Here is a 25,874-nt window from a genome sequence, read left to right on the forward strand (position 1 = left end):
TCGGTTCTCCTTAGCATGGCGGCACTCTGGACAGCGCCGTCTAACGGCAGGCCAAGCCGGGACCGCGAGCGGTCCCGTCGCCTCCATCGGATGTCACAATTCCATCTCAGCCTAGTCAAGTGGCCCGCCGATCACTAGCTGACAAGCCGGGGACGGCGGTACGGAACCGGGCTGCGCCAGCGCCGCCGCGGGCCGCCGAACCGCCATTCGTCGCTTAACAAACACCGCTCACGGTTCACTGTGTGACGCGGCCCACGTTGGGGGCGGCTCAGGCGCTAGTGTGTATTTCGGAACAGCTCTTTGCGGTACGCCCGTGACCAGCCGACGCCCGATGACGCGCAAGCGGCGCGGCGCTGCGGCGGAACGGGTGTCCCCGCGCAGCACGGATCGATGAATGATGAGGTTCACCATGTCCCAGCAGACCCCCGGCTCCACGACGACGCAGGCTCCCCAGCGCGATGCCTTCGAAAACCTGTCGCAGGAGAACCGCAAGTTCGCCCCCTCCCCCGAGTTCGCCGCCAATTCGGTGGTCACCGCCGCGGATTACGCCGAGGCCGACGCCGACCGGCCCGCCTTCTGGGCGAAGCAGGCCCGCGAGCTGCTGACCTGGAGCAAAGACTTCAGCCAGGCCCTGGATTGGTCCACGCCGCCCTTCGCCAAATGGTTCGTCGGGGGCGAGATCAACGCCGCCTACAACGCGCTGGACCGCCACGTCGAGGCCGGCCACGGTGACCGCGTCGCCATTTACTTCGAGGGCGAACCGGGCGATACCCGCACCTACACGTACGCCCAGCTCACCGACGAGGTCAAGCGGGCCGCCAACGCCTTCGAGTCCCTCGGCGTCGCGAAGGGCGACCGCGTCGCCGTGTACCTGCCGATGATTCCCGAGGCCGTCATCACGCTGCTGGCCTGCGCCCGCATCGGCGCCATCCACTCCGTGGTGTTCGGCGGTTTCTCCGCCGAGGCGCTCCGCTCCCGGATCGACGACGCCGAGGCCAAGCTTGTCGTCACCGCGGACGGCACCTACCGGCGCGGCAAGCCCAGTGCGCTCAAGCCCGCCGTCGACGAGGCCCTCGCCCATAAGGGAGACGGTTCCGGTCACACCGTTGAGAACGTCGTCGTCGTCAAGCGCAACGGCCAGGACGTCGACTGGCACGAGGGCCGCGACCACTGGTGGGACGACACGGTCGGGACCGCCTCGCCCGAGCACACCGCCGTCGGGCACGACGCGGAGCACCCGCTCTTCATCCTGTACACCTCCGGCACCACCGGCAAACCCAAGGGCATCCTGCACACCACCGGCGGCTACCTCGCCCAGGGCGCCTACACGCACAAGGCCGTCTTCGACCTGAAGCCGGAAACGGACGTCTACTGGTGCACGGCCGACGTCGGCTGGATCACCGGACACTCGTACGTCGCCTACGCCCCGCTCATCAACGGCGCCACCCAGGTGATCTACGAGGGCACCCCGGACTCCCCGCACCAGGGCCGGTGGTGGGAGATCGTGGAGAAGTACAAGGTCTCCATCCTGTACACCGCCCCCACCGCCATCCGGACGTTCATGAAGTGGGGCAAGGAGATCCCGGCGAAGTCGGACCTCTCCTCGATCCGCGTCCTGGGCTCCGTCGGGGAACCCATCAACCCCGAGGCGTGGATGTGGTACCGCGAGGTCATCGGCGGCAACGCCGGCAAGAACGGTGAGCGCAAGGAAAACCCGGCGCCGATCGTGGACACCTGGTGGCAGACCGAAACCGGCGCGCAGATGATCGCGCCGCTGCCCGGCGTGACGGCGACCAAGCCCGGCTCCGCCCAGGTCCCGCTGCCCGGCATCGCCGTGGACGTCGTGGACGAGGCCGGGGAATCCGTGCCCAACGGCTCCGGCGGCTACCTCGTGATCCGCGAGCCGTGGCCGGCCATGCTGCGCGGCATCTGGGGCGACCCGGAGCGCTTCAAGGAAACCTACTGGTCCCGCTTCGAGACCATGTACTTCGCCGGGGACGGCGCCAAGAAGGACGAGGACGGCGACATCTGGCTGCTCGGCCGGGTCGATGACGTGATGAACATTTCCGGCCACCGGCTCTCCACCGCCGAGATCGAGTCGGCGCTGGTGTCCCACCCCGCCGTGGCGGAAGCCGCCGTCGTGGGCGCCGCGGACGAGACCACCGGTCAGGCGGTCGTCGCCTTCGTGATCCTGCGCGGGGATGCCGTGGACACCGGGGACGCGATCGTCCAGGAGCTCCGGAACCACGTCAGCAAGGAGATCGGGCCGATTGCCAAGCCCAAGACCATCCTCGTGGTGCCCGAACTGCCCAAGACCCGTTCGGGCAAGATCATGCGCCGGCTGCTCAAGGACGTCGCGGAAGGACGCGAGGTTGGCGACGCCACGACCCTGGCCGACAACACCGTGATGGCCAAGATCGCGCTCTCGCTGCGAAAGTGAGCGGGCACCCGGTCCGGGCCGGCCAGGGCAGGACGATGCAGCAATGACGGCTGCGTGTGACGTGCTGGTGGTCGGCGCCGGCCTGGCCGGGCTGCAGTGCGCCCGGGAGCTGCAGGCCGCCGGGCGCGAGGTGCAGGTGTGGGAGGCCTCCGACGACGTCGGAGGCCGGATCCGGACCGACCGGGTCGACGGCTTCCTGGTGGACCGGGGGTTTCAGGTGCTGAATCCCGCCTACCCCGCGGTCCGCCGCTGGGTCGACGTCGAGGCCTTGGCGCTGCAGTCCTTCGGCGCCGGCCTCCGGGTCCGCCGCCAGGACTCCCTCGCCGTCCTCGCCCACCCGGTGCGCGAGCCCGGCCTGATCCTGCAGACCCTGCGCAGCGGACTGCTGCACCCCCGCGCTGTCGCGGGCCTGCTGCGCTGGGCCGCCCCGGCGTTCGCCGGTCACCGGCGGCACCGCGGCAGCGACGTTCCGCTGCGGCAGGCCTTGGACCGGGCCGGATGCGCCGGCGAACTCCGCCGGGCCGTGGACCAGTTCCTCGCCGGCGTCCTGCTCGAAGACGAGGGCAGTACGTCCAACGACTTCGCGCTGCAGCTGGTGCGGGTATTTGCGACCGGCGTGCCCGGGCTGCCGCGCGACGGCATGCAGGCCCTTCCGCGGCAACTGGCGGACACCCTCACCACCCCGGTCCGCACCTCGACCCGGGTGGAGTCGATCAACCCGGACGGGGACTCGTTCCTGGTAACCGCCGCGGATTCGAGGCTCCGGGCCAGCCACGTGGTCCTCGCCGCCGATCCGGTCAACGCCGCCCGGCTGGCCGGCGGCGACGTGCCGGCCATGAAGGGGGTACTGACGCACTGGTTCGCTGCCGACACCGCCCCCAGCGCGGTGGACATGCTCCACGTCGATGCCCGCGCGCACCCGGGCGGGCCGCTGGTCAACGCGGCCGTCATTTCCAACGCGGCGCCGAGCTACGCCCCCGCCGGGCGGCACCTGATCCAGACCTCCGCGCTGCTGGGCCCGGGCCGGCCGGACCCGACCGACGACGACGTCCGCCGCCACGCCGCGGATCTGTTCAGCGCCTCCACGGCCGGCTGGGACCTCGTGGCGCGGCACGAGGTCCGGCAGGCCCTGCCCCTGCAGCCGCCGCCGCTTCGGTCCGGGCAGCCGATGGGGGGCCTGTCCGGGCTGGTCATCTGCGGGGACCACCGGGAGACGGCGTCCATTAACGGCGCACTCGTCAGCGGCCACCGCGCCGCCCTCGCCATCCTCGGACGGCCGCGGTGAGCTTCTCCGTGTCGCGCCGGATCGCCGCGCCCGCGGAGGACGTCTGGGCACTGCTCACCGATACCGGGACGTGGCCGGCCTGGGGCCCCTCGATCACCGGCGTCGAGCCGGCCGGAATCCCCGCCGGGCCACCCGCCGGGCCCGCCGGGCCACCCGCCGGGCCCGCATCCGTAACAGCAGCCGGAGGGCTGGCGCCGGGCAGCCGCGGCAGGGTCCGCACCGTCCTGGGCGCGGCGCTGCCGTACACCGTGACAGCGGTTGAGCCCGGACGCTACTGGTCCTGGTCCGTCGCCGGGATCCCGGCCACCGGCCACCGGGTCATTCCGCAGGACGGCGGCTGCCTCGTCACCTTCACAGTCCCGTGGTGGGCACCCTTCTACCTGCCGGTGTGCGCCCTGGCGCTGCGCCGGATCGAGCGGCTCGCGACCCGTTAGGGACTCACGCCTGCACTCACGCCGTCACTTATGCCGCCGCCGCTGGCAACCCGGGCCTCAGCCGCCGGAGCAGGCCGCGACCAGGACCACCTCGAAGCTCGTGGCTGCGGGGGTGGCGAATTTCGCGTTGACCAGGGCGAGAGTGTCGCCGAACAGCGCCGCCGTCGTCGGGACGTCGAAGTCCTTGCTGGTGATGACCTCCTGCACCTCACCCTTGCCCAGCGACCCGTTCAGCTCGATCCGGCTGACCTGGTTGCTGAAGTTCTGCACGGCCCAGAGCGTGTCGTCACGGACGAGGATGCCGTCCACGTTCGTCACGGCGACCGGGGTCCCGGAGGAGTCCGTGACCTTGATCAGCTTGTTCGATCCGTCGTCCGGGTCCACGGTGTAGAGGGCGCCGCGGGCAAAGTGGGCGACGATCAGCCGGTCGCCGTCGTCGGCGGCGGCGATGCCGTTGAGATTGAACCCCTCATCCACGGTGCCGGCGGGCGCGTCGAGCTCCAGGGTCCGGGCGTCGCCCGGTTTCCCGCCGCGGCTGACCGGGATCCGGTAGAGCTCACCGGCCCGGGAGTTGGTGAACCACGCGCCGTCGTCGGTCAGGGCGACGTCGTTGATGAAACTGGCACCGGCCGGAGCCAGATCGTAGACTTTCACGGTTTTCCTCGTCTCCAGGTCATAGACATAGGCCTGGCCGGTGGCTCCCCCGGCGACGAAGAGCAGGTCGTTATCCCGGTCGACCTTCATACCGACCGCTGCCCGGCCCTCCGGCGCCGTGATGAACAGTTTTGCGGTGCCTTTTTCGATGTCTCCCCGGAAGATGTTCCCGTTGAGCAGGTCGCCGGCGAAAAAAGTGTCGCCGTCCCCCGCGGCGATGCCTTCAGCGCCGGTGGCGCCGGGAAGTCTAATGACCGGGGACCGGTCATCACGGTCCGTGCCGGAAGCGGTGGCCAGGGGCGCCGGCACGAGGAACGCCGCAAGGGCGAGGATGCCCACAGCGGCCCTGCGGATTGATTTTCCTGCATGAATGTTGCGCATGATGTGCTCCGAAATCGGGCTTTCCGCGCGAGCTGACCGGTACGGGAGCTCCGCACGGTTGTCCTTTCAGTTTAAGCAGGCGGGTCGGTCCGGACCAGCGCCAGCCGGGCTGCGGCGCCCCCGGGGCGGTCATCCGGGCGCCGTTTCCGCCGTCGGCGCGGCAGCCCGCGACGCAACGCGATACATTGGCAGGCATGAGCGAAGCCACCCCCGCCGGCGCCGGCCGCGGCACCATCCTGGTCCTCAACGGACCCAACCTGAACCTGCTCGGCACCCGCGAACCCGAGAAATACGGCACCGCCACCCTGGCCGACGTCGAACAGCTCGCCAAGGACACCGGCGCGGCGCACGGACTCGACGTCGAGTGCTTCCAGTCGAACCACGAGGGTGCCCTCGTGGACGCGATCCATGCCGCGCGCGGCAGGGCCGTCGGCATCGTCATCAACGCCGGCGCCTACACGCACACCTCGGTGGCCATCCGGGACGCCATCTCCGCGGTGCAGCTGCCCGCCGTCGAGGTCCACATCACGAACGTCCACGCCCGTGAGGCTTTCCGGCACCATTCCTATCTCTCGGACATCAGCAAGGCCGTGATCGCCGGGGCCGGGATCCTGGGCTACCGGTTCGCCGTCGAGTACCTCGCCGGGCTGCAGGCCAGCCGGGACTGAGCATGTCCCCCGTTGATCCCGGCAGTACCGGTTCCCCTTCCGGGGACCTGGCCGCCGGCGAAACGCGCGGCGCGGAGTCCGCCACGGCGCAGTGGTACCGGCACTTCGGCACCGTCGACGCGCCCGGCAACTCCGACTGTTACGCCGCCTGGTCGGTGGGCATCGCGGAGGACCCGGAGCTGCTCCGGCGGATCGACGAGTGGCCGTACAACAAGCGCCAGCCGCTGCTGATGCTCGCGGCCGCCCGTTTCCTCGGCGCGCGGATCAGCCCGTACCCGGACTTCCGGGCGTTCCTGGACGCGCACTGGGAGGACGTGTCCCGGACCGTGCTCGCCCGCGCCACCCAGACCAATGAGGCCGGGCGCTGCGCCACGCTGCTGCCGTCCCTGGCGCAGATCGCCGCCGACGGCGGGCGTCCGCTGGCACTCATCGAGGTCGGGGCCTCGGCCGGGCTGGCGCTGTTCCCGGACCGCTACGGCTATGAGTACGACGCCGGTCCCGGGCTCACGCGGCTGGCCCCGGCCGGCGCCGCGGCCGGCACCTATCCAGTCCTGGGCTGCACCGTCACCGGGCCGGTCCCGCTGCCGGCGGAGCTCCCGGGGGTGGTCTGGCGGGCCGGGATCGACCTCAATCCCCTCGATGTCCGGAATCCCGACGACGTCGCGTGGCTGGAGGCGCTGATCTGGCCCGAGCAGGACTTCCGCCGCGAACGGCTGCGCCGGGCGATCGCCATCGCGCAGGCGGATCCGCCCCTCCTCGTGGCCGGGGACCTCAATGACCAGCTCTCCGCCCTGGCGGCGCGGGCGCCGTCGGACGCCACCCTGGTGGTCTTCCACAGCGCGGTCATGGCCTACCTCGACGCGGAGGCGCGCGAACGGTTCCGGGCCACCATGGCGCGGCTCGCCGTCGACCGCGGCTGCCACTGGCTGTCCAATGAAGGGCACACGGTGGTCATCCAGGCGGACGGCTCCAGTGTGGTGCCCGAGATGGACGAGTCCCGGCTCCGCGGCCGTTTCCTGCTGCTGCACAACGGCAAGCCCACGGCGATCACCGGCCCGCACGGCCAGAGCCTGGAATGGCTTTAGCGGGCCGACACCCGGACGTCGGCTGCGGCCGCTGCTGCTTCCTTCTGCACCGTTCGTTCCTGCTGCACCGTTCGTTCCGGAGGAAGCATTAGTTCTGGATGCACTGGCCCGGGGAGACAGCATCGCCCAGGCCCGCTGCCCGGGCGGCCACCGGTGCCAGATCCGTCATCGTGAGGGCATAGCCGAGCGAGGATTCGCCCGTGGCCTTCGCGAAAATCACGCCCGCCACCTGGCCGTCGGTGGTCAGCAGCGGGCCTCCCGAGTTGCCCGGCTGGACGTCCCCGGCGATCCGGTACACGTCCTCCGGCGCGGGGTTATTGCCGTAGATGTCCGGGACCAGCACCGTCGCGATGTCCTGCACGGTGGCCGGCCGGGACTGGAACGGCCCGCCGTGGGGGTAGCCGGAGAACGCGGCCGGGCTGCCGGCCGGCAGGTCGGAGCTGAGCGTCAGCGGGGCGGAGCGCAGCCCGTCCACGGCCACCACCGCGAGGTCGTGCTGGGCGTCGAAGTACACCACGCGCCCGGGCAGGGCGCCGCCGCCGGGAATCTCCACCACCGGTTCCGGCACGCCGGCGACCACGTGGGCGTTCGTGACGACCCGGCCCGGCGACACCACGAACCCGGTACCGGTCTGGTTCTGGCCGCACTGGTAGGCGGTTCCCGCGATCTTCAGGACCGACGCCGCGGCCCGGTTCAGGGCGGGCGTGTCCGTGCTGGCGTCCGGAACCGGGACCGGCTGGCCCTGCCCGATGCCCTCGAACAGCGTCGGGATGCCGTTGCCGATCACGGCGGACCGCAACTGGGCCATGGAGGTTTTCAGCGGCACGGGGGTCGCGCCGTCGATGAAGCGGATCACCTTGGACTCGGCGAGCGGCTGGGACACGAAGGGCACGCCCAGCGCCCCGATGCTGAAGGCCAGCATCGACATGACCAGGGCGGAAACGACGACGTTGACGCCGCCGCCGGCCAGCCGGTCCATGGACCGGAGCGGACGGATCCGCACGACGCTGCGGATCCGGCGCCCGATGGCGGTGCCCAGGCCGTGCCCCAGGACCATCAGCAGCACGGCGGCGGCAATGATCGCCGTGAGCCGCCAGCCGCTGTCCTCGACCAGGCCGCTGACGATGGGGACGGACACAAACGCAGCCACGGCCCCCGCGGCGAAGCCGGCAATGCCGCCGACGGTGACCAGGAAGCCGTTGCGCAGGCCGTGGAACAGGTAGGACAGCAGCGTCACGATCAACACGAGGTCCAAGATGGTCAAGCCGAACACCAATGCTCCTTACAGGCAGGTAAGCCCCAATTCTACCGGCGCCGGCTGACAGGTTTCCCGAGCGCGGGCGGCGCCCGGACCCGGCCCCCGTTCTCCCCTTTGATCTCTCCCTGTCACGACGTTTGGCGCGTTTGGGTGCCAAGTACGTCACAGACGCGCCAAAATTCTGAAACAATGGCTGAAGCGCCCCAGCCGACACAGTTTAGTCAGGAGATTTCATGGATATCGAGGTATTGCGCCGCGCACCCCTTTTCGCCACGCTCGACGACGAGGCGTTCCGTCTGCTGACGGACGAACTCACCGAGGTGGACCTCTCACGCGGAGCCTCGGTATTCCGGGAAGGCGACCAGGGCGACCAGCTCTATTTCATCGTCTCCGGCAAGGTCAAGCTCGGACGCACGTCCCCGGACGGCCGGGAGTCGCTGCTGGCCATCCTCGGCCCGGGCGAGCTCTTCGGCGAAATGGCACTGTTCGATCCGAGCCCGCGCACCGCCACGGCAACGGCCGTCTCGGAAACCCGCCTGGCCGGGCTGAAGAATGAGAGCCTCAACGCCCTGCTGCGCACCCGCCCGGAGGTGTCGGCGCAACTGCTGCAGGCCCTGGCCCGCCGCCTGCGCCGCACCAACGACTCCCTGTCCGACCTGGTCTTCTCCGACGTTCCCGGCCGCGTGGCCAAGGCGCTGCTGGACCTGGCGGACCGCTTCGGCCGCCCCGCGACCGACGGCGTCCTGGTGGCCCACGAGCTCACGCAGGAGGAACTGGCCCAGCTGGTCGGAGCCTCCCGCGAAACGGTCAACAAGGCCCTCGCCGAATTCGTGCAGCGCGGCTGGCTGCGCTTGGAGGCCCGCGCCGTCGTCATCCTCGACATGCAGCGCCTCCGCCAGCGCTCCCGTTAAGCCTGTTTGGCAGCACCCCGAAGGCCGGCCCGTGAAAACGGCGCCGGCCTTCGGTGTTTAAGCCTGCCGCACGCCCCTCCGGAGGACATGCTCTTTCCCGGTCTCCGATCCCGCGGGACATGCCCAGTCCTGGCTGCAGCGGGTGGTCACAATGCCATCATGTCCACGGGCCCGGCCCAGGAGGGGGCATGCCCAGTCGCGCGCGGATGGAGCGGGGGGCATGCTCATTCCTAATCTCGAGCCACGCGGACATGTCCAGCGGCTGGGTGGGATGTGCGGAGGGCGTGCTTATTCCTAGCTGCGAGCCCCGCGGGACATGCTCATTTTTCGCGGCAACGAGTGGGCACAATGCCAACATGTCCACCGGTCCGGGTCAGCGGAGAGCATGTCCAGCGGCGGAGCGGGACGGGCCGCGGCCGGGTCAGCGTTCGCGCTGGGGTTCGCCGGCGACGGTCTTGGCCGCCTCGACCTCGAGCATGAGCTGGCCGTCTTCCTCGACCAGCTTCGGCTGGTAGACGTGGGCCTTGCGCTTGTAGCTCAGGTAGGCGATGCAGCCGTTCGCGGCGGCCATCTTCTCGAGCATGATCTCCGAGCCGGGCACCAGCAGCTGGCCGAGGGTGCGCCCGACCGTGTTCTCCTGGCCCACCTCATCGCCGAGCGCGGGGGTGTTCCGTCCCTCGATGACCTTGCGGACGCACACCCAGCGGCCCCACACCCCCTTGCTGGCCAGCAGCGACGGCTGCTGGTTCATCGGCACCGTGGCGGCGAAATAGCGGGTGTTGAAGCGGCGGTGCGCGAAGTCCGGGCTGAGCCAGTTGACCAGGGGCTTGAGCAGGTCCGTCCGCACCGAGAGGCCGCGTTTGGCGAGCACGTCCGTGAAGGACTTCTCCTGGTCCGCGACGGCCACCCGGGCCCGCATCCATTCGGCGCTCGACGTTGCCTCCACCGTGGTGGACAGGTCCGGGCCGGCGAGCAGGACGCCGGTTTCCTCGAACAGCTCGCGGATGGCGCCCACCACATGGCGGCGGGCCAGGCCGATGTCGGCCGTCCCCATCTGCTCGGCCCAATGCTGCGGCGAGGGGCCCAGCCAGCCGACGGCGTCGTCGTCGGAGGCCTCCAGCGACCCGCCCGGAAAGGCGAGCACACCCAGCGGCGAGGACCCGGGCCGGTAGCCCAGCCAGGTCTCCAGGCCCGTGGGCGAGTCGCGCAGGAGCACCACCGAGGACGCGAACCGGGCCGCGCGGGGGGTCCGTTCGCCGTGTTCAAGCCAGCTGCGGGCCGCCCCCTCAAGATCCGGGGGAAGGGCAAACAGGCGTCGGGCTAACTGGGGCACGGGAAACTGACCTGGCCGCTAGGCGAATTCGGCGATGAGTTCGACTTCAACCGGGGAGTCGAGGGGAAGTACCGCAACGCCGACGGCGGAGCGTGCGTGCTGGCCGGCGTCGCCGAGTACCCGGCCGAGCAGTTCGGACGCGCCGTTGACGACACCGGGCTGGCCGGTGAAGGACGGGTCGGAGGAGACGAAGCCGACCACCTTGACGATCCGGGTGATGCGGTCCAGGTCCCCGATGACGCTCTTGACGGCGGCCAGGGCGTTGACCGCGCATACGGCGGCGTACTGCTTGGCCGCTTCCGGGGAGACCGTGGCCTCGTCCGAGGCGCCTTCGGTGCCGGAGGAGACCTTGCCGGTCGCTTCGAGCTTGCCGTTGATGAACGGCAGCTGGCCGGAGGTGTAGACGTGGTTGCCGGAAATCACGGCCGGGACGTAGGCGGCAACCGGGGCGGCGACCTCGGGCAGGGTCAGGCCGAGCTCGGCCAGGCGCTGTTCGACGGCGGACGGCGCGCCCGCCGCGGCGGTGCCGTCCGCCGGTGTTCCGGGGACGGCGGAGCCGCCCGCGGCGGCCGATGCGGGGGTGCTCATGGCTACTGCTTCTCCCGCTTCAGGTAGGCAACCAGGCCGTTTCCTTCGGGGCCGGGGACAACCTGGACAAGCTCCCAGCCGTCGTCACCCCACTGGTCCAAAATCTGCTTTGTGGCGTGGATAATGAGCGGAATCGTGGCGTACTCCCATTTGGTCATGAGCTAAAGCCTAGTCCTTGCCGGTAAAGTGGAAAACATGGCGACTGGTAAGAACCCTTTATTTGACACGGCCACCACCCTCGGAAAGCTCTTTCTTTTCCTGGGCGTGAGCGCCATTTGTGGCGTCCTGGTGGCGGGACTGCTGGTCCCTGCGGCCGCCGTCACCGGCAGCTCGGCCAGCGGATCGATCAAGTTTTTCGAGACGCTGCCGGCCGAACTGCAGGTCGACCCGCCGAGCCAGTCGACGTCGATCCTGGCCTCCGACGGCAGCGTGATCGCCAACCTTTACGCCGAGAACCGCACCCGGGTCTCCCTCGACCAGATGTCGCCGTACATCAAGGACGCCGTCATCGCGATCGAGGACAGCCGCTTCTACGAGCACGGCGGCGTGGACACCACCGGCATCATGCGCGCCCTCGTCAGCACCGCCCGCGGCAACCGCCAGGGCGCGTCGACCATCACCCAGCAGTATGTGAACAACGTCATCAACTCCTCCCTCGAGGCCGAGGGCAAGAGCGACCAGGTCCTGCTGAACGGTGTAAACAAGGGTGTCGGCGACAAGCTGCGGGAAATGAAGCTCGCCATCGCACTGGAGAAGAAGTTCACCAAGGAGCAGATCCTGGAGGGCTACCTCAACATCGTGTTCTTCAACCGTGACGCATACGGCATCGAGGCTGCCTCCAAGTTCTTCTTCAGCACCACCGCCAAGGACCTGACCCTGCCGCAGGCCGCGCTGCTCGCCGGCCTGGTCAACAGCCCGTCGTTCTTCGACCCGATCAACAACCCGGAGAACGCCCAGTCCCGCCGGAACCTGGTGCTCGACTCCATGCTGACCCAGGGCAAGATCACGCGGGCCGACTACGACGCCGCCGTGGCCACCCCGGTGGAAACGAAGATCACCCAGCCCCGCCAGGGCTGCGCCTACTCGTCGACAGCCCCGTACTTCTGCGACTACGTGCTGCACCTGATGCTGAACAACCCGGCCTACGGCGCCGACGCCGAGGAGCGCGAGCGGAAGGTCTTCCGCGGCGGCCTGACCATCAAAACCACCCTGGACCCGAACGCCCAGGCCGTGGCGCAGGCCCAGGTTGACGGTTCCGCCGGAGAGAACCCGGACAAGTGGGGCGCCTCGCTGGTTTCCGTGCAGCCGGGCTCCGGCAAGATCATCTCGATGGCCCAGAACACGCAGTTCCTGGAGGCCGAAGGCAAGTTCAACAACGTCATCAACTTCAACGTGGACATGCGCGACGCCCAGGGCAACGACCTCGGCGGGCTGGGCGGGTTCCAGCCCGGCTCCACGATGAAGCCGTTCACCTTCGCCGCGTGGCTCAACGAGGGCAAGTCCATGAACACGATCCTGAACGGCACCGTGCGCAAGTATCCGCTGAACTACCGCTGGAAGAACACCTGCCCCACCCGGGTTGACGGCGCCTACAACACGGCCGAGAAGCGCCTGGGCGCGGCCGATGACCTGCAGAACGCCGAAGATGGCTATTACAAGAACATGAGCGTCGTCGACGGGCTGGCGAACTCGATCAACACGATGACCTTCGCCACGGCGGCGCAGGTCGACCTCTGCGGGATCCAGAAAATCGTCGACGCCGCGGGCATCCACGCCGGCCAGACCAACGAGCCCGTTCCGATGACGCGACTGTCCAACCTGATCGGCGCCACCCAGACCTCGCCGCTGACCATGGCCAGCGCGTTCGCCACCTTCGCGAACGACGGGAAGTACTGCGAGCCGATCGCCATCGAATCGGTGACCGACACGACCGGCGCCCAGCTGCCGGCCCAAGCCACAAGCTGCCGCGACGCGATCAAACCCGAGGTTGCCCGCGGCGTGAGCTACGCGCTGCAGGAAGTCCTCAACCGCGGCTCCGGCTCGCTGATCAAGCCGCGGATCTCCACCCGGACCAGCTTCCCGATCGCCGCCAAGACCGGCACCAACGACCCCAACAACTCCACCTGGGTGGTCGGCTACACCAGCGGCCTGGCGACTGCCTCCTGGTTCGGCGACGCGCTGGGCGGCCAGGACCGGCCGGGACGCAACCTGACCCTCAACGGCAAGTTCTACGACGCCATCGACGGTTACATGATCGCGGGCCCGCAGTTCTCGAACTACATGACCCAGGTGGCGCCGACCTACGGCACCGACCCGTTCACGGCCCCGCCGTCGAACCTGGTGACCGGTCCGGCCCCGGCACCCAGGCCATCCACCCAGGCGACGCCGGCGCCGTCCGGCTCCGCGCCGCCCAGCTCCGCCCCGGCAAGCCCGGCGCCGAGTGAGCCCGCTCCGCCGGGCCAGGACAAGAAGGAAGACGAGCCCAACCCGTGACCGGGCTTGACTCGCTGGCAAGCCGCGCCCGGAGCATCGGGCGCGGCTTTGCCGTCACCGCCGCCGCCGGGGCCGTGGCTGGTGCCGCCGCCACCGGGTACGGACTGTGGGAGAAGAACAAGTTCGTGCTGCGCGAAGAGACCCTGCCGATCCTTCCGGCCGGCTTCGGCCCGATCCGGGTGCTGCACGTGAGCGACATCCACTTCGTACCCGGCCAGCACCGGAAGGCCGAATGGCTGTCCTCGCTGGCGGAGCTGAAGCCGGACCTGGTGGTGAACACCGGCGACAACCTCAGCCATGTCAAGGCCGTGGAACCCCTGCTGAAGTCGCTGCGCCCGCTGATGAAGTTCCCCGGCGTCTTCGTTCCCGGCTCCAACGACTACTTCGCGCCGCGGCTGAAGAACCCGGCGTCGTACTTCCTCGGGCCGTCCTCCAAACCCGAGGACCAGGCCCAGCTCGACTGGCCGCGGCTCCGCTCCGGCTTCGGGATGGGCGGCTGGGTGGACCTGACCAACCGCTGCCAGTCGCTCGTGATCAAGGGCCTGCGCGTGGACTTTTCCGGCGTGGACGATCCGCACCTGGGCCTCGAACGGTACGCCGGCTGGCCCAGGGGCACCAAGGGCCAGGACGCCAGACCGCACCTGCGGGTTGCCGTCATCCATGCCCCGTACCAGCGCGTCCTGGACCGTTTCACCGAGGACGGCGCCGACCTGCTGCTGGCCGGACACACCCACGGCGGCCAGATCTGCGTTCCGGGATTCGGGGCCCTCGTCGCCAACTGCGACCTCCCGACCTGGCGCGCCAAGGGCCTGCACGACTGGGAAAGCAAGGGACGCACGACGCCGGTGAACGTCTCCGGCGGCATCGGCACCTCGCGTTTCGCCCCGGTCCGGATTGCCTGCAAGCCCGAGGCCGTGCTGCTCACGCTCACCGCGCGTTCCTGAGCCTGCCCGGCTCCCCCGGCACCACGGGACATGCCCTCCCCTGGGCTCCACGGATGGGCATAGTGGGCCCATGTCCACTCCCCGCGCCCAAGACTGGACATGTCCCGCGGCGTGGGCTGGACATGTCCCCGGAGGCATGGCGCGCCGGGCGCGCATTGCGGAATGTAATTACTGGGCGAGATCCTGATGCTGTCCATTTTCATGTGAACCCGGTCACCCGATGGCCTAGGGTAGTTGCTACAGGAAACTACATCCAGTTGCGTTAGATATCCGCACGTGCACTTGAAGAAGCAGGCATGGCCAAGCAGACCTCATTTTTCTCCTCCATCAGCCGTCTCTACCCCCACGTCAAGCCGATCATTCCGCGGCTCGTCCTGGGGCTGCTCTGCGCCCTGCTCGCCAGCGTGGTGGCCCTGACCATCCCCCAGGTGCTGCGAGTGCTGGTCAACGAGTCCCTCCAGCCCGGCGGCAGCGCGGACGCCGTCTGGATCGCCTCCCTGATCATCCTTGGCCTCGGCATCGCCGAAGCCGGGCTGGTGGCGCTGCGCCGGCAGTTCGTGATCAACCCCGCCACCACCGTCGAGACGCGGATGCGGGTGTCCCTCTATGACCACCTGCAGGACCTGACGGTCTCCTTCCACGACCGCTGGGGCTCCGGGCAGCTGCTCTCCCGCGCCATGACGGACCTGAACTTCCTGCGCCGCTGGATGGCCTTCGGCGCCATCATGCTGGTGGTGACCACCCTGACCGTGGTGATCGGCGTTGTGGTCATGTTCACGATGAGCTGGCAGCTGGCGCTGATCTTCCTCGCCGCGGCCGTGCCGATCATGATCTACGGCTTCCGGTTCCGCACCCGCTTCAGCAAGGTGGCCCGCCGCAGCCAGGACCAGGCCGGCGACCTCGCCACCACGGTCGAGGAATCCGTCCACGGGATCCGCGTGCTCAAAGCCTTCGGCCGCAGCCGCGAGGCGCTGGAGAACTTCAACGAACAGGCCGAAGAGCTCCGCCAGACGGAGATCGTCAAGGCCAAGCACCTCGCGACCTTCAGCCTCGTCGTCACCCTCCTGCCCGAGCTGGCCCTCGGCGCCGGCCTCGTCGTCGGCGTCATGCTGGCCTCCACCGGCGAGCTGAGCATCGGCGCCCTCGTGGCGTTCTTCGCCACCGCCGCCGTGATCGCCACCCCGGTCGAGTTCTCCGGCATGCTGCTCGCCATGGCCCTCACCGCCAAGTCCGCCGTCGACCGGCACTTCGAGGTCATGGACGCGGCAAACACCATCACCAGCCCCGAACAGCCCCGCCGCCCCGCCGAGCTCAAGGGCGCCCTCAGCTTCAACGGCGCCAGCTTCGCCTATGAGGACGCCCCGGACAAGCCGATCCTCAAGGACATCACCCTGGACATCCGGCCCGGCGAAACCATGGCCCTGGTCGGCATCACCGGCAGCGGCAAAAGCGCGCTGCTCCAGCTGGTCCCCCGGCTCTACGACGTCACCGACGGATCCATCACCATCGACGGGGTGGACCTGCGCGAGTTCAGCGTCGAGGAGCTCCGCACCGTGGTCGCCGTCGCGTTCGAGGACACCACCCTGTTCTCCAGCTCGGTCCGCGACAATGTTCTGCTCGGCGCCCCCTCCGGCCTCCCGGCCGAGCGCCGCGAGGCCGCCCTCGAGGAGGCGCTCGACGTCGCCCAGGCCCACTTCGCCTACTCGCTCCCGGACGGTCTGGACACCTTGATCGGCGAAGAGGGACTCAGCCTCTCCGGCGGGCAACGGCAGCGCATCGCCCTGGCCCGGGCCATCGCGGCCCGGCCCAGGGTCCTGGTCCTGGACGATCCGCTCTCCGCCTTGGACGTCCACACCGAGGAACTCGTCGAGACCAGGCTGCGGGCGGTGCTCACCGACACCACGACCCTGATCGTGGCCCATCGGCCCTCCACCGTGGCGCTGGCGGACCGGGTGGCGCTGCTGGAGGAGGGCCGGATCACCGCGGTCGGCACCCACACCGAACTGCTCACGGAGAACCGGCACTACCGTTACGTGATCGCCAGCCTCGACCCGGAACCGCGGGACCTGGACTCCGACCTGCTGGACTCCGAACTGTCTGGGCTCAACGCCGAGGAGGTGTCCCGATGAGCAGCGCAACCTTCGGCACCGCGAACGAGGACAACGCGCACCTGTCCAAAAGCGAGAGCAAGACCGTCCGGCGCCGCTCCCTGGCCCTGCTGGGCTCGCTCATCCGCCCGGTCCGCCGGCGCTTCTGGCTGACCATTGCCGCCGTCGTGCTGTCCCAGGCGGCGCGGGTCGCCGGGCCCGTGCTGATCGCCTTCGGCATCGACCGGGCCCTGCCCGCCCTGACCGCCGGCGACAACCTCCCGCTGCTGCTGACCGGCGTCGCCTACCTGGCCGCCGCCGTCGCGACCGCGTCCCTCACCGCCCTGTACGTGACCTCCACGGCGCGGCTGAGCCAGGCGATGCTGCTGGACCTGCGCGTCCGGGTGTTCCGGCACACCCAGCGGCTCAGCCTGGAATTTCACGAAAAGTACACCTCCGGGCGCATCATCGCCCGGCAGACCTCGGACCTGGAGGCGCTGCGCGAACTCCTGGACTCCGGGATCAGCTCGCTGGCCTCGGGGATGCTGTTTATGGTGTTCACAGCCGTGACCGTGTTCGCCCTCGACTGGCGCAGCGGGCTCCTGGTGCTGGCCGCCGGCGTGCCGATGTACTTCCTGGCCCGCTGGTACCAGAAGCACTCCCAGATCGCGTTCCGCGAATCCCGCGTCGTCTCGGCCCGGCTGATCGTGCACTTCGTCGAAACCATGACCGGCATCCGCGCGGTCAAGGCCTTCCGCAAGGAACCCGAAAACGCCGCACGCTACGCCGACCTCTCCGAGGACTACCGCAAGGTCACGGTCCGCTCCATCAACCTCAACGGCATCTTCCAGCCCGGCCTGGTGCTGATCGGCAACGTCTGCGTCGCCGTCGTGCTGCTCTTCGGCGGCTTCCGGGTGCTCAGCGGCGAGCTCGCCGTCGGTGTGCTGCTGGCCCTGATCCTGTCCACCAAACGTTTCTTCCAGCCGGTGGACCAGATGGCCATGTTCTACAACTCCTTCCAGAGCGCCCAGGCGGCGCTGGAGAAGGTCTCCGGGCTGCTCGAGGAGGTCCCCACCGTCCGTCCGCCCAAGAATCCGGTGGCCCTGCACGATGCCAAGGGAACCATCGACTTCAGGGGTGTGGAATTCCGCTACGGCGACGGCCCGGTCATCATCCCCACCATGGACCTGCACATCCCGGCCGGCCAGACCGTGGCGCTGGTGGGCCAGACCGGCGCCGGGAAGTCCACCTTCGCGAAGCTGATCGCCCGCTTCTATGACGTCTCCGCCGGCTCCCTCACGCTCGACGGCGTGGACCTGCGGGAGCTGGCGACGGCGGATCTGCGCCGGAACGTCGTGATGGTCACCCAGGAGGCCTTCCTGTTCAGCGGCTCCGTCGCGGACAACATCGCCCTGGGCCGGCCCGGGGCCTCCCGCGAGGAGATCGAGGCCGCCGCGAAGGCCGTGGGGGCCCACGAGTTCATCCAGGAGCTCCCGGAAGGCTACGACACGGACGTCAACAAGCGCGGCGGCCGCGTCTCCGCCGGGCAGCGCCAGCTGATCAGCTTCGCCCGCGCCTTCCTGGCCCGGCCCGCCGTGCTGATCCTGGACGAGGCCACCTCCTCGCTGGACATCCCGTCCGAGCGGCTCGTGCAGGCCGGCCTCGCCAGGCTGCTGCAGGGAATCGGCGCCGACAGCGGCCGGACCGCCCTCATCATCGCGCACCGCCTGTCGACGGTGGAGACCGCCGACCGGGTCCTCGTGGTCCACGACGGGCGGGTCGTCGAGGACGGCACGCCGGAGCAGCTGATCGGCGGCGGCGGCCGCTTCGCGCAGCTGCACGGGGCCTGGAAGGACTCGCTGGTCTGAGACCTTACGGGCTGAGCGGCTTCTGATGCCGGCGCGCCGGCCGACCGATTTCGCATCCGGGGTCCTGATCGGATACTCTTGTGAAGTTGCTTTTGAAGTAACGGATCGGGATGTGGCGCAGCTTGGTAGCGCGCGTCGTTCGGGACGACGAGGTCGCAGGTTCAAATCCTGTCATCCCGACCAATCAAGAAGAGGGTCTTCCAGCTGGAAGGCCCTCTTCTTTTGCGCGCCCGGGGTTCCACCGGCCACCGCGCGGGGTTCGAAGGGCATAAAAATAGCCCCGGGACAGGGTTCGCGCCTGCCCCGGAGCTATCAAGCTACTGTCTACATCGGGTCCGGCCAGTTGCCGATGTTGGTGGAGAAGGTCATCGGGTCCGGCCAGTTGCCGATGGCTGAGAGGCTGCCCTGGGTGGAACTCATGGGATCGGGCCAGTTGCCGATCGCCAGGGTGGTGCTGCCCATCGGGTCAGGCCAGTTGCCGATGGCGCTAATTGACAGGACTGCGGGAGCCGCTGCGGAGAGAGCCAGCGCCCCCGCCAGGGCGACGGAAGCTGCAATCTTCTTGATCATGTGGGTTCCTCAATACGGGTCGGAAACGCGAGTCGGACACATTACAAAGCCAGCACGAGCCCTTGTTGACATACATTGTAAAATGGCTTGCACAGAGACTGTCAAGCATTTAGTACAAAGACTGTCCGGAATTAGGAGGTATCCGTGGGGAACGGATTCGGGGAGAAACTCCGAGCGGAAAGGCTCGAACGCGGCCTGACGCAAGCGGAATTGGGCCGGGATCTGTACTCGCCCAGCTACATCTCCCTGCTGGAGACCGGGCGCCGTGAACCAACAGCCGATGTGATCGAGGAGCTGGCCCGGCGGCTCGAACTCGCCCCCAAGGCGCTGGAGGCGTGGAGCCAGCCGGTGTCGGTCAGCGACGCCGAGTATGTTCTCGCGGGCCTCTATGCGCGTCAGGCCTGGGACCTCCGGGATTACGCGCTGGCGGCGACCCACGCCGCGGCTGCGGCCCAGATTGCCCTCGAGGCCAAGAACACCAGCGCCTGGTGGAATATGACCTACATGCAGGCCGAGTGCCTGATGAAGCAGGGCCAGCTGAAGGAATGCCAGGACCTTGTGCAGCGACTGCTGGACCACCCGATGGCCGCCGAATCGGCAGGCCTGGGGGTCCGCGCCCGTCAGATGCTCGCGGCCGTGTGCCACGGCCAGGGCCAGCTGACAGTCGCCGTCGAACACGCGCAGGAGGCCGTGCGGCTCTGCGCCGAGCTTCCCAAGGGTTCCACCCTGATCATCGGTGCGCTGCGCGCCCTCATCGGCGCGCTGGCCGAAAGCGGACGCCTCGATGAGGCCTGGGAGTATTGCCAGGCCATGAACGAGCAGATGGACGACCACTCCATGACCCAGCTCGCCGGCGAGGTCGCCTGGGTGATCGGGAATGTAGCCTTCATGCGGCATGACTACACGGAGGGCATCAAATACCACGAGCGGGCGGCCCAGCTGCTCTCCCCCGCCAACGACATCGACCTTTGGGCGCGGTTCAACAAAGCCTCGGCCGCCGTCCGCCTGTCCTCCGGAATTGTTGAGCCTGAGACCCTGACTTCGATCGAGCGTGCCGAGCTGGCGCTCTCGATCGTCGGCGGCAACCGAACGGACCAGCTTGAGGTCGCGTTCATCCGGGCCCGCTGGCTCTACCTGACCGGGGACATCGTGGCAGCGGTGCAGAAACTGCGCGAGATCCATGCCGACAAGGATGCGCTCGCCAAGCACGTCGCCGGGGAGGTGGCCCTGCTGCTCGGCAAGGCGCTCAAGGCCGCGGGCGAATCCGACGAGGCCCTCGTCTATCTCGACGAAGCCCAGAAGGAATTCAGTGCAGCCGGCGCCTCGGACCGGGTCCAGCAGGCGATGGACGCCGTGCTGGAAATCCGGCTCGCGCAGCGCCGCGCGCAGGCCGCGTCAACCGGAACCTAGGCGGCCTGCCCCGCGCTGCGTCCTGTTCCCCGCCGGGGGTCTACTCCCCGCGGCGTCCTACGCGAACGTCCGGCCGGTGAGCTTCTCGTAGGCCTCGACGTAGCGGCTGCGGGTGCGGGCGATGACGTCGGCCGGCAGCGCCGGCGGCGTCTCGTCCGAGGACTTGTCCCAGCCGGACTCGGCCGAGGTCAGCCAGTCTCGGACGTACTGCTTGTCGTAGGAGGGCTGGGCCCTGCCCGGCTCGTAGGTGGCTGCGTCCCAGAACCGTGAGGAGTCCGGGGTGAGCACCTCGTCGCCGAGCGTGATGACGCCGGTGGCGGCGTCGAAGCCGAATTCCACCTTGGTATCGGCGAGGACGATGCCGCGGCCGCGGGCGATCCCCTCGGCCTTCGTGTAGATCTCCAGCGTGAGCTCGCGCAGCCGGGACGCGATGTCCGCGCCCACGATGTCCACGACGGCGTCGTAGGTGATGTTCTCGTCGTGCTCGCCCACCTCGGCCTTCGCGGACGGGGTGAAGATGGCCTCGTCCAGCCGGGACCCGTCCACCAGGCCCTCCGGCAGGGGGATGCCGCACACGGTGCGGGACTGCTTGTACTCCAGGAGCCCCGAGCCGGTGAGGTAGCCGCGGGCAATGCACTCGACCGGGAACATGTCCAGCTTCGTGCAGATCATCGCCCGGCCCTCCACCGCGGCGGGCACACCGGCGTCGACCGTGGACGCGAGCACATGGTGCTCCACGCCGAGCTGCTCGAACCACCACAGGCTCAGCTGGGTCAGGATGCGTCCCTTGTCCGGGATCTCGCTGGCGAGGACGTGGTCATAGGCGCTGATCCGGTCGCTGGCGACGACGAGGACGCACTCCTGGCCGATGCGCTCGGTGATGGACTCGTCCGCCGGAACATAGAGGTCACGGACCTTGCCGGAGTAGATGTGCTTCCAGCCGGGCAGGTCCAGCGTCGCGGTGACCAGGCCGCCCTTGGGCGCGGACGAGGCGGCTTCCGGCACGGAGGGTTCGGGGGTGCTCATGCTCAGGCCTTCGCTTTCGGGACGGCGCCGGGGGTCGTCACTTTGATTTCGCCGCGGGCCGCTTTGCCTCCGATGTCGGTGCGGAACTGGCTGCCCTCCAAGTGGACCAGTTCGACGCCGTCGTACGCTCGTTCCCGGGCCTCCACGAGGTCGGTGCCGAGCGCCACCACGGCGAGGACCCGTCCGCCGGCGGACACCACTTTGCCTTCGTCGTCGAGCCTGGTGCCGGCGTGGATCACGTGGACGCCCTCGACGGACTCGGCTTTCTTGAGCCCCCGGATGCGGTCGCCGGTGCGGGGCGTGTCCGGGTAGTTTTCGGCGGCGACGACGACGGCGACGGCGGTTTCCTTGGACCAGCGCAGCGGCTGGACCTTGTCCAGTTCGCCCCTGGCGGCTGCCATCAGGAGCCCGCCGAGGGGGGTCTTGAGGCGGGCGAGGACGGCCTGGGTTTCCGGGTCGCCGAAGCGGACGTTGAATTCGATCACGCGGGTGCCGCGGGAGGTCAGGGCCAGGCCGACGAACAGGACACCGACGAACGGGGTGCCGCGGTGCGCCATCTGGTTGACCGTGGGCTGGGCGACCCTGTCGATGACTTCCTGGACGAGGCCTTCGGGGGCCCATTCCAGCGGGGTGTAGGCGCCCATTCCGCCGGTGTTGGGGCCCTCGTCGTTGTCGAAGATCCGCTTGAAGTCCTGGGCCGGGGAAAGCGCGACGGTGTTGCGGCCGTCGCAGAGGACGAAGACGGAGACCTCGGGGCCGTCGAGGAATTCCTCGATCACGACCGTTCCGCCGGCGTCGAAGCAGCTCTGCGCGTGCGCCAGCGCCTCGTCCCGGTTCTTGGTGACGACCACGCCCTTGCCTGCGGCGAGCCCGTCGTCCTTGACCACGTAGGGTGCGCCGAAGGTGTCGAGCGCGTCGGCGGCTTCCTCGGCGTTGCTGGCCACCCGGGCCATGGCGGTGGGGACACCGGCCTCGGCCATGACCTCCTTGGCGAAGGCCTTGGAGGCTTCGAGCTGGGCGGCGGCCTTGCTGGGGCCGAACACGGGGATGCCTGCGGCGCGGACGGCGTCGGACACTCCGGCGGCAAGCGGCGCCTCCGGGCCGACCACCACAAGATCCACCGTAAGCTTGGCGGCCAGGGCCGCGACGGCGTCGGGATCGTTCGCGTCGACGGCGTGTGTGGGGACCAGTTTGCTGATGCCGGCGTTGCCCGGGGCCGCATGGACCTCGGACACGTTCGGGTCGGCAAGCAGGGATCGGACAATGGCGTGTTCGCGGCCGCCGGGGCCGATGACAAGTACCTTCACAGTTCCCAAGAGTACTTTGTGGACCGGGCAGGCTCCTAAGCTGTGTCCACCGCTGGACATGCCCAGTCCCCGCTGCTGCCCTGGCCCGGCCCCATGGGGGACATGCCCAGTCCCCGCTGCTGCCCTGGCCCGGCCCCACGGGGGACATGCCCAGTCCTGACTCGGGCGGCCGGACATAATGCCAAGATGCCCAGCACTGCGCCCGAGGGAAGGGCATGTCCCACACTGCGCGCCCGCTCCCCCACGGGACATGTCCGGTCCTGGCCAGGACCGCCGGACATAATGCCAACATGCCCGTTCCTGCGCCCGAAGGGAGGGCATGTCCCACACTGCCGCCGCCCCGGCCGGCAATCCGCGGCCCGGACTGCTACGAAGACCCAGTATGGACAAGCCCAGCACGCAGACGCCCCGCGCGGAAGAACTCAGGATCGAGAAGCCCGCCCGGAAGCGGCCTGGGCAGCATACGGCCTCGAAGCGGCTGACCGGCCCCACCGTCCTTGCCGCCCTGGCCGGCGTCGCCGCGGCCGCCGTCGTGCTGTCCGTGGCGGAACTGATCGGGGCGTTCTTCACCGCACGGGCGACGCCGGTGATCGCCCTGGGCTCGACCTTCATCGACTTCACGCCGTCATGGCTGAAGGACTTCGCGATCGCCACCTTCGGCACCAACGACAAGGTCGCCCTGTTCGTGGGCATGGCGGTGACCATCCTGCTGCTTGCCTGCGTACTGGGCGTCGTGGCGTACCGCAAATGGGCGCTCGGCGTCGCCGGTGTGCTGCTGATGGGCGCGGTGATCGTGACGGCCGTCGTGACGCGCTCCGGGGTGAAGCCGCTGGATGCTATTCCCACGGTGATCGGCACCGTGGCCGGACTCATTGCGCTCCGCTTCCTGGTCACCAGGCTGTGGCGCATGCAGGTGTGGCCGAACCTGGACTCGGACCTGGCCGCCAAGGCTCCGGACCGTCCCGCCACGAGCCGCCGCGCCTTCTTCGCCGCGACCGGCGTCACCGCCGCCGCCTCAGCCATCGCCGCGACCGGCGGGCGCCTGCTCAGCGCCGCCCGCAGCAACGTGGCCCAGGCCCGCGAATCCCTGCAGCTCCCGACGCCGGCGAAACCGGCCCCCGCCGTCCCCGCCGGAGTGCAGTCCAAGGCGCCCGGCGTGACGCCATGGGTGACGCCCAACAACGATTTCTACCGCATTGACACCGCCCTGAGCGTGCCCGAAATCAGTGCCCAGGACTGGGAGCTGCGGGTCCACGGGCTCGTGGACCGGGAAATCCGGCTCAGTTTCCAGGACCTGCTCGACGCGAACCTGATTGAATCCCACGTTTCCCTGACCTGCGTGTCGAACCCGGTCGGCGGGAACCTGGCCGGAAACGCCAAATGGCTGGGCATGCCCATCCGCGACGTGCTCACAATGGCGGGGCCCCAGGAAGGCGCGGACATGGTGCTCTCCACCTCCATCGACGGCTTCAGCGCCTCCACTCCGCTCGAGGTCCTCCAGGACGACCGGGACGCCATGCTGGCGTTCGGCATGAACGATGAAGCCCTCCCGCTCGAACACGGGTACCCGGTGCGCATGGTCGTCCCCGGACTGTACGGCTTCGTCTCGGCCACTAAATGGGTGGTGGACCTGGAAGTCACCCGCTTCGCGGACAGCCAGGCCTACTGGACGCAGCGCGGCTGGTCCGAGCGCGGCCCCATCAAGACCATGGCCCGGGTGGAAGTCCCCAAGTCCTTCGCCAAGGTACCGGCCGGGCGGGTCGCGATCGGCGGCACCGCCTGGGCCCAGACACGCGGCATCACCAAGGTTGAAGTGCAGATCGACAACGGGCCCTGGACCGAGGCCGTGCTTTCCACCGAGGCGTCCGTCGTGACCTGGCGGCAGTGGTCCTTCGACTGGGAAGCCACGCCCGGCCCGCACTACATCAAGGCCCGCGCCACCGACGGAACCGGCGAGGTCCAGACAGACCAGCGCGCGGATCCGGTGCCCGACGGCGCCTCAGGCTGGCAGTCGCTGATGGTGACCGTGGAATAACGGGGTATCACCGGCGGGCACCATAGACTTGCTGCATGCCCCTGAATTCTCACGCCACCTTCACCGCCGAGTCCGCCGTCGAACTGGCCGTGGTTGAACGCAGCGGCTTTGTGGAGTCCCGGCACATCGGCTCCGCCGTCCTCCTTGCCGGGGACGGCACCGTCGTTACCGAACTGGGCGACATCACCACCCCGATCTACGCCAGGTCCGCGCTCAAGCCGCTGCAGGCCCTCGCGTCCATGCAGTCCGGCGTGCCCCTGCGCGGCGCGCAGGCAGCGATCGCCTGCGGCAGCCATGTCGGCTCACTGGACCACATGGACGTCGTCGAGGGAATGCTCAAGGCCGCCGGCGTCAAGGAAGAGCAACTCCAGTGCCCGACAGCCTGGCCCGAGGACGAAACCGCCCGGAACTGGCTGGTCCGCGCCGAGCGGGGCAAGTCCAAGCTCGCTTTCAACTGCTCCGGCAAGCACGCCGCGTTCCTCTGGGCCTGCACCGAAAACGGCTGGGACACCCACAGCTACCTCGAACCCAACCACCCGCTGCAGCAGCGCGTCCGCTCCGTCATCGAGGAATACTGCGGCGAAAGCATCGCCCACCTGGGCATCGACGGCTGCGGCGCGCCGGTGGCCGCCGTGTCCCTGACCGGACTGGCCCGGGCCTTCTCCAAGCTGGCCAAGGCGCCCGGGGACAAACATTCGAATGCCCGCGCCGCCACGATCGCCACGTCCATGCTCGACTACCCGTGGGCCGTGCAGGGCAAGGGCGAATGCAACACAATCGTCATGGACGACCTCGGCATCCTCGCCAAGATCGGCGCCGAGGGCGTGCTGGCGATGGCCACCCCCACGGGTGCCTCGGTCGCCATCAAGATCCTCGACGGCAACATCCGGGCCACGACGCTCGTCGGACTGACGCTGCTGGCAGCGGCCGGCGCCGTCGACGTCCCGGAAGTGGCCAGTGTCCTCGACAAAGTGGTCACCCCCGTGCTCGGCGGCGGCCGGCCGGTCGGCAAAATCCGCCTGGGCAACGCCGTCTCGGCGCTCCTCGTCTGACCGACACGGCCCGACCGGACGCTGCCCGACTGGACACTGCCCGGC

General features: G+C 69.1%; 21 protein-coding genes and 1 tRNA gene. 14 read left to right on the forward strand and 8 right to left on the reverse strand.

Features of this window, described 5'->3' with window-relative positions; genetic code table 11:
• The first annotated feature begins 409 nt into the window (after window positions 1-409).
• The 3 genes from acs to J2W14_RS09390 are packed head-to-tail and all read left to right on the forward strand — an operon-like array spanning window position 410 to window position 4,159.
• Window positions 410-2,440, forward strand: a complete 2,031-nt coding sequence (acs, locus tag J2W14_RS09380; protein WP_307461618.1) for an acetate--CoA ligase — start codon at window positions 410-412, stop codon at window positions 2,438-2,440.
• A 43-nt stretch (window positions 2,441-2,483) separates the two neighbouring features.
• On the forward strand, window positions 2,484-3,725 hold the full coding sequence (locus J2W14_RS09385; protein ID WP_307461528.1) for a protoporphyrinogen/coproporphyrinogen oxidase: 1,242 nt from the start codon (window positions 2,484-2,486) through the stop codon (window positions 3,723-3,725).
• Window positions 3,722-4,159: an SRPBCC family protein gene (locus J2W14_RS09390; RefSeq protein WP_307461531.1), complete on the forward strand. Its 438-nt coding sequence runs from the start codon at window positions 3,722-3,724 to the stop codon at window positions 4,157-4,159. The genes J2W14_RS09385 and J2W14_RS09390 overlap by 4 nt, the downstream gene beginning before the upstream one ends.
• 57 nt (window positions 4,160-4,216) lie before the next feature.
• Here J2W14_RS09390 and J2W14_RS09395 read toward each other — a convergent pair whose 3' ends face one another.
• Window positions 4,217-5,194, reverse strand: a complete 978-nt coding sequence (locus J2W14_RS09395; protein WP_307461533.1) for an SMP-30/gluconolactonase/LRE family protein — start codon at window positions 5,192-5,194, stop codon at window positions 4,217-4,219.
• A gap of 194 nt (window positions 5,195-5,388) precedes the next feature.
• Between J2W14_RS09395 and aroQ the strand changes: the two genes are divergently transcribed.
• Window positions 5,389-5,862 carry a type II 3-dehydroquinate dehydratase gene (aroQ, locus tag J2W14_RS09400; protein WP_307461535.1) on the forward strand — a complete coding sequence of 158 codons (474 nt, stop codon included), beginning with the start codon at window positions 5,389-5,391 and terminating at the stop codon, window positions 5,860-5,862.
• A 2-nt stretch (window positions 5,863-5,864) separates the two neighbouring features.
• Window positions 5,865-6,947, forward strand: a complete 1,083-nt coding sequence (locus J2W14_RS09405) for a DUF2332 domain-containing protein (protein ID WP_307461537.1) — start codon at window positions 5,865-5,867, stop codon at window positions 6,945-6,947.
• A gap of 88 nt (window positions 6,948-7,035) precedes the next feature.
• On the opposite strand, the gene J2W14_RS09410 is transcribed toward J2W14_RS09405, so the two are convergent.
• On the reverse strand, window positions 7,036-8,220 hold the full coding sequence (locus J2W14_RS09410; protein WP_307461539.1) for a MarP family serine protease: 1,185 nt from the start codon (window positions 8,218-8,220) through the stop codon (window positions 7,036-7,038).
• A gap of 218 nt (window positions 8,221-8,438) precedes the next feature.
• Between J2W14_RS09410 and J2W14_RS09415 the strand changes: the two genes are divergently transcribed.
• Complete coding sequence (locus J2W14_RS09415) at window positions 8,439-9,116, forward strand: Crp/Fnr family transcriptional regulator (RefSeq protein ID WP_011693220.1); 678 nt, start codon at window positions 8,439-8,441, stop codon at window positions 9,114-9,116.
• A 421-nt stretch (window positions 9,117-9,537) separates the two neighbouring features.
• Here J2W14_RS09415 and J2W14_RS09420 read toward each other — a convergent pair whose 3' ends face one another.
• The 3 genes from J2W14_RS09420 to J2W14_RS09430 are packed head-to-tail and all read right to left on the reverse strand — an operon-like array spanning window position 9,538 to window position 11,195.
• Window positions 9,538-10,449, reverse strand: coding sequence for an NUDIX hydrolase (locus J2W14_RS09420; protein WP_307461541.1), 912 nt, complete (start codon window positions 10,447-10,449; stop codon window positions 9,538-9,540).
• Window positions 10,450-10,467: 18 nt separating this feature from the next.
• Window positions 10,468-11,037 carry a RidA family protein gene (locus tag J2W14_RS09425; protein WP_307461544.1) on the reverse strand — a complete coding sequence of 190 codons (570 nt, stop codon included), beginning with the start codon at window positions 11,035-11,037 and terminating at the stop codon, window positions 10,468-10,470.
• 2 nt (window positions 11,038-11,039) lie between these two features.
• A complete protein-coding gene (locus J2W14_RS09430) occupies window positions 11,040-11,195 on the reverse strand; it encodes a DUF4177 domain-containing protein (RefSeq protein WP_144671455.1) in 156 nt (51 codons plus the stop codon).
• Between the two features lie 37 nt (window positions 11,196-11,232).
• On the opposite strand from J2W14_RS09430, the gene J2W14_RS09435 reads away from it, so the two are divergent.
• From J2W14_RS09435 to J2W14_RS09455, 5 genes are all read left to right on the forward strand, one after another.
• Window positions 11,233-13,530 (forward strand): transglycosylase domain-containing protein, encoded by a 2,298-nt coding sequence (locus J2W14_RS09435; protein WP_307461547.1) that lies wholly within the window; start codon window positions 11,233-11,235, stop codon window positions 13,528-13,530.
• Window positions 13,527-14,474, forward strand: a complete 948-nt coding sequence (locus J2W14_RS09440) for a metallophosphoesterase (RefSeq protein ID WP_307461550.1) — start codon at window positions 13,527-13,529, stop codon at window positions 14,472-14,474. Before J2W14_RS09435 ends, J2W14_RS09440 begins: the two co-directional genes overlap by 4 nt.
• Window positions 14,475-14,770: 296 nt before the next feature.
• Complete coding sequence (locus J2W14_RS09445; RefSeq protein ID WP_307461552.1) at window positions 14,771-16,603, forward strand: ABC transporter ATP-binding protein; 1,833 nt, start codon at window positions 14,771-14,773, stop codon at window positions 16,601-16,603.
• Window positions 16,600-18,429, forward strand: coding sequence for an ABC transporter ATP-binding protein (locus tag J2W14_RS09450; protein ID WP_307461554.1), 1,830 nt, complete (start codon window positions 16,600-16,602; stop codon window positions 18,427-18,429). The genes J2W14_RS09445 and J2W14_RS09450 overlap by 4 nt, the downstream gene beginning before the upstream one ends.
• 106 nt (window positions 18,430-18,535) lie before the next feature.
• A tRNA-Pro gene (locus tag J2W14_RS09455) sits at window positions 18,536-18,612 on the forward strand.
• Window positions 18,613-18,753: 141 nt separating this feature from the next.
• On the opposite strand, the gene J2W14_RS09460 is transcribed toward J2W14_RS09455, so the two are convergent.
• Window positions 18,754-18,999, reverse strand: coding sequence for a hypothetical protein (locus tag J2W14_RS09460; protein WP_307461556.1), 246 nt, complete (start codon window positions 18,997-18,999; stop codon window positions 18,754-18,756).
• A gap of 144 nt (window positions 19,000-19,143) precedes the next feature.
• On the opposite strand from J2W14_RS09460, the gene J2W14_RS09465 reads away from it, so the two are divergent.
• Entirely contained in the window at window positions 19,144-20,409 is a 1,266-nt protein-coding gene (locus tag J2W14_RS09465; RefSeq protein WP_307461557.1) for a helix-turn-helix domain-containing protein, read from the forward strand.
• 57 nt (window positions 20,410-20,466) lie between these two features.
• Here J2W14_RS09465 and J2W14_RS09470 read toward each other — a convergent pair whose 3' ends face one another.
• Together J2W14_RS09470 and purD are read right to left on the reverse strand one after the other, a co-directional pair.
• The gene (locus J2W14_RS09470) at window positions 20,467-21,435 is read right to left on the reverse strand and encodes a phosphoribosylaminoimidazolesuccinocarboxamide synthase (RefSeq protein ID WP_307461559.1); all 969 of its coding nucleotides are present in this window, start codon (window positions 21,433-21,435) and stop codon (window positions 20,467-20,469) included.
• Window positions 21,436-21,437: 2 nt separating this feature from the next.
• Window positions 21,438-22,742 (reverse strand): phosphoribosylamine--glycine ligase, encoded by a 1,305-nt coding sequence (purD, locus tag J2W14_RS09475; RefSeq protein WP_307461562.1) that lies wholly within the window; start codon window positions 22,740-22,742, stop codon window positions 21,438-21,440.
• 382 nt (window positions 22,743-23,124) lie between these two features.
• On the opposite strand from purD, the gene J2W14_RS09480 reads away from it, so the two are divergent.
• The gene (locus tag J2W14_RS09480) at window positions 23,125-24,777 is read left to right on the forward strand and encodes a molybdopterin-dependent oxidoreductase (protein WP_307461564.1); all 1,653 of its coding nucleotides are present in this window, start codon (window positions 23,125-23,127) and stop codon (window positions 24,775-24,777) included.
• Window positions 24,778-24,812: 35 nt separating this feature from the next.
• Window positions 24,813-25,829 carry an asparaginase gene (locus J2W14_RS09485; protein WP_307461566.1) on the forward strand — a complete coding sequence of 339 codons (1,017 nt, stop codon included), beginning with the start codon at window positions 24,813-24,815 and terminating at the stop codon, window positions 25,827-25,829.
• The last annotated feature ends 45 nt before the right edge of the window (window positions 25,830-25,874 follow it).

Origin of the sequence: Pseudarthrobacter oxydans (assembly GCF_030812335.1) — a bacterium.
Lineage (GTDB): Bacteria > Actinomycetota > Actinomycetes > Actinomycetales > Micrococcaceae > Arthrobacter > Arthrobacter oxydans_B.

Coding starts and splice junctions, on each gene's coding strand:
- J2W14_RS09480 (WP_307461564.1), top strand. CDS start 23,125: ATGGACAAGCCCAGCACGCAGACGCCCCGCGCGGAAGAACTCAGGATC.
- J2W14_RS09460 (WP_307461556.1), bottom strand. CDS start 18,999: ATGATCAAGAAGATTGCAGCTTCCGTCGCCCTGGCGGGGGCGCTGGCT.
- J2W14_RS09445 (WP_307461552.1), top strand. CDS start 14,771: ATGGCCAAGCAGACCTCATTTTTCTCCTCCATCAGCCGTCTCTACCCC.
- J2W14_RS09415 (WP_011693220.1), top strand. CDS start 8,439: ATGGATATCGAGGTATTGCGCCGCGCACCCCTTTTCGCCACGCTCGAC.
- J2W14_RS09435 (WP_307461547.1), top strand. CDS start 11,233: ATGGCGACTGGTAAGAACCCTTTATTTGACACGGCCACCACCCTCGGA.
- J2W14_RS09485 (WP_307461566.1), top strand. CDS start 24,813: ATGCCCCTGAATTCTCACGCCACCTTCACCGCCGAGTCCGCCGTCGAA.
- acs (WP_307461618.1), top strand. CDS start 410: ATGTCCCAGCAGACCCCCGGCTCCACGACGACGCAGGCTCCCCAGCGC.
- J2W14_RS09470 (WP_307461559.1), bottom strand. CDS start 21,435: ATGAGCACCCCCGAACCCTCCGTGCCGGAAGCCGCCTCGTCCGCGCCC.
- J2W14_RS09430 (WP_144671455.1), bottom strand. CDS start 11,195: ATGACCAAATGGGAGTACGCCACGATTCCGCTCATTATCCACGCCACA.
- J2W14_RS09450 (WP_307461554.1), top strand. CDS start 16,600: ATGAGCAGCGCAACCTTCGGCACCGCGAACGAGGACAACGCGCACCTG.
- J2W14_RS09385 (WP_307461528.1), top strand. CDS start 2,484: ATGACGGCTGCGTGTGACGTGCTGGTGGTCGGCGCCGGCCTGGCCGGG.
- aroQ (WP_307461535.1), top strand. CDS start 5,389: ATGAGCGAAGCCACCCCCGCCGGCGCCGGCCGCGGCACCATCCTGGTC.
- J2W14_RS09425 (WP_307461544.1), bottom strand. CDS start 11,037: ATGAGCACCCCCGCATCGGCCGCCGCGGGCGGCTCCGCCGTCCCCGGA.
- J2W14_RS09395 (WP_307461533.1), bottom strand. CDS start 5,194: ATGCGCAACATTCATGCAGGAAAATCAATCCGCAGGGCCGCTGTGGGC.
- J2W14_RS09405 (WP_307461537.1), top strand. CDS start 5,865: ATGTCCCCCGTTGATCCCGGCAGTACCGGTTCCCCTTCCGGGGACCTG.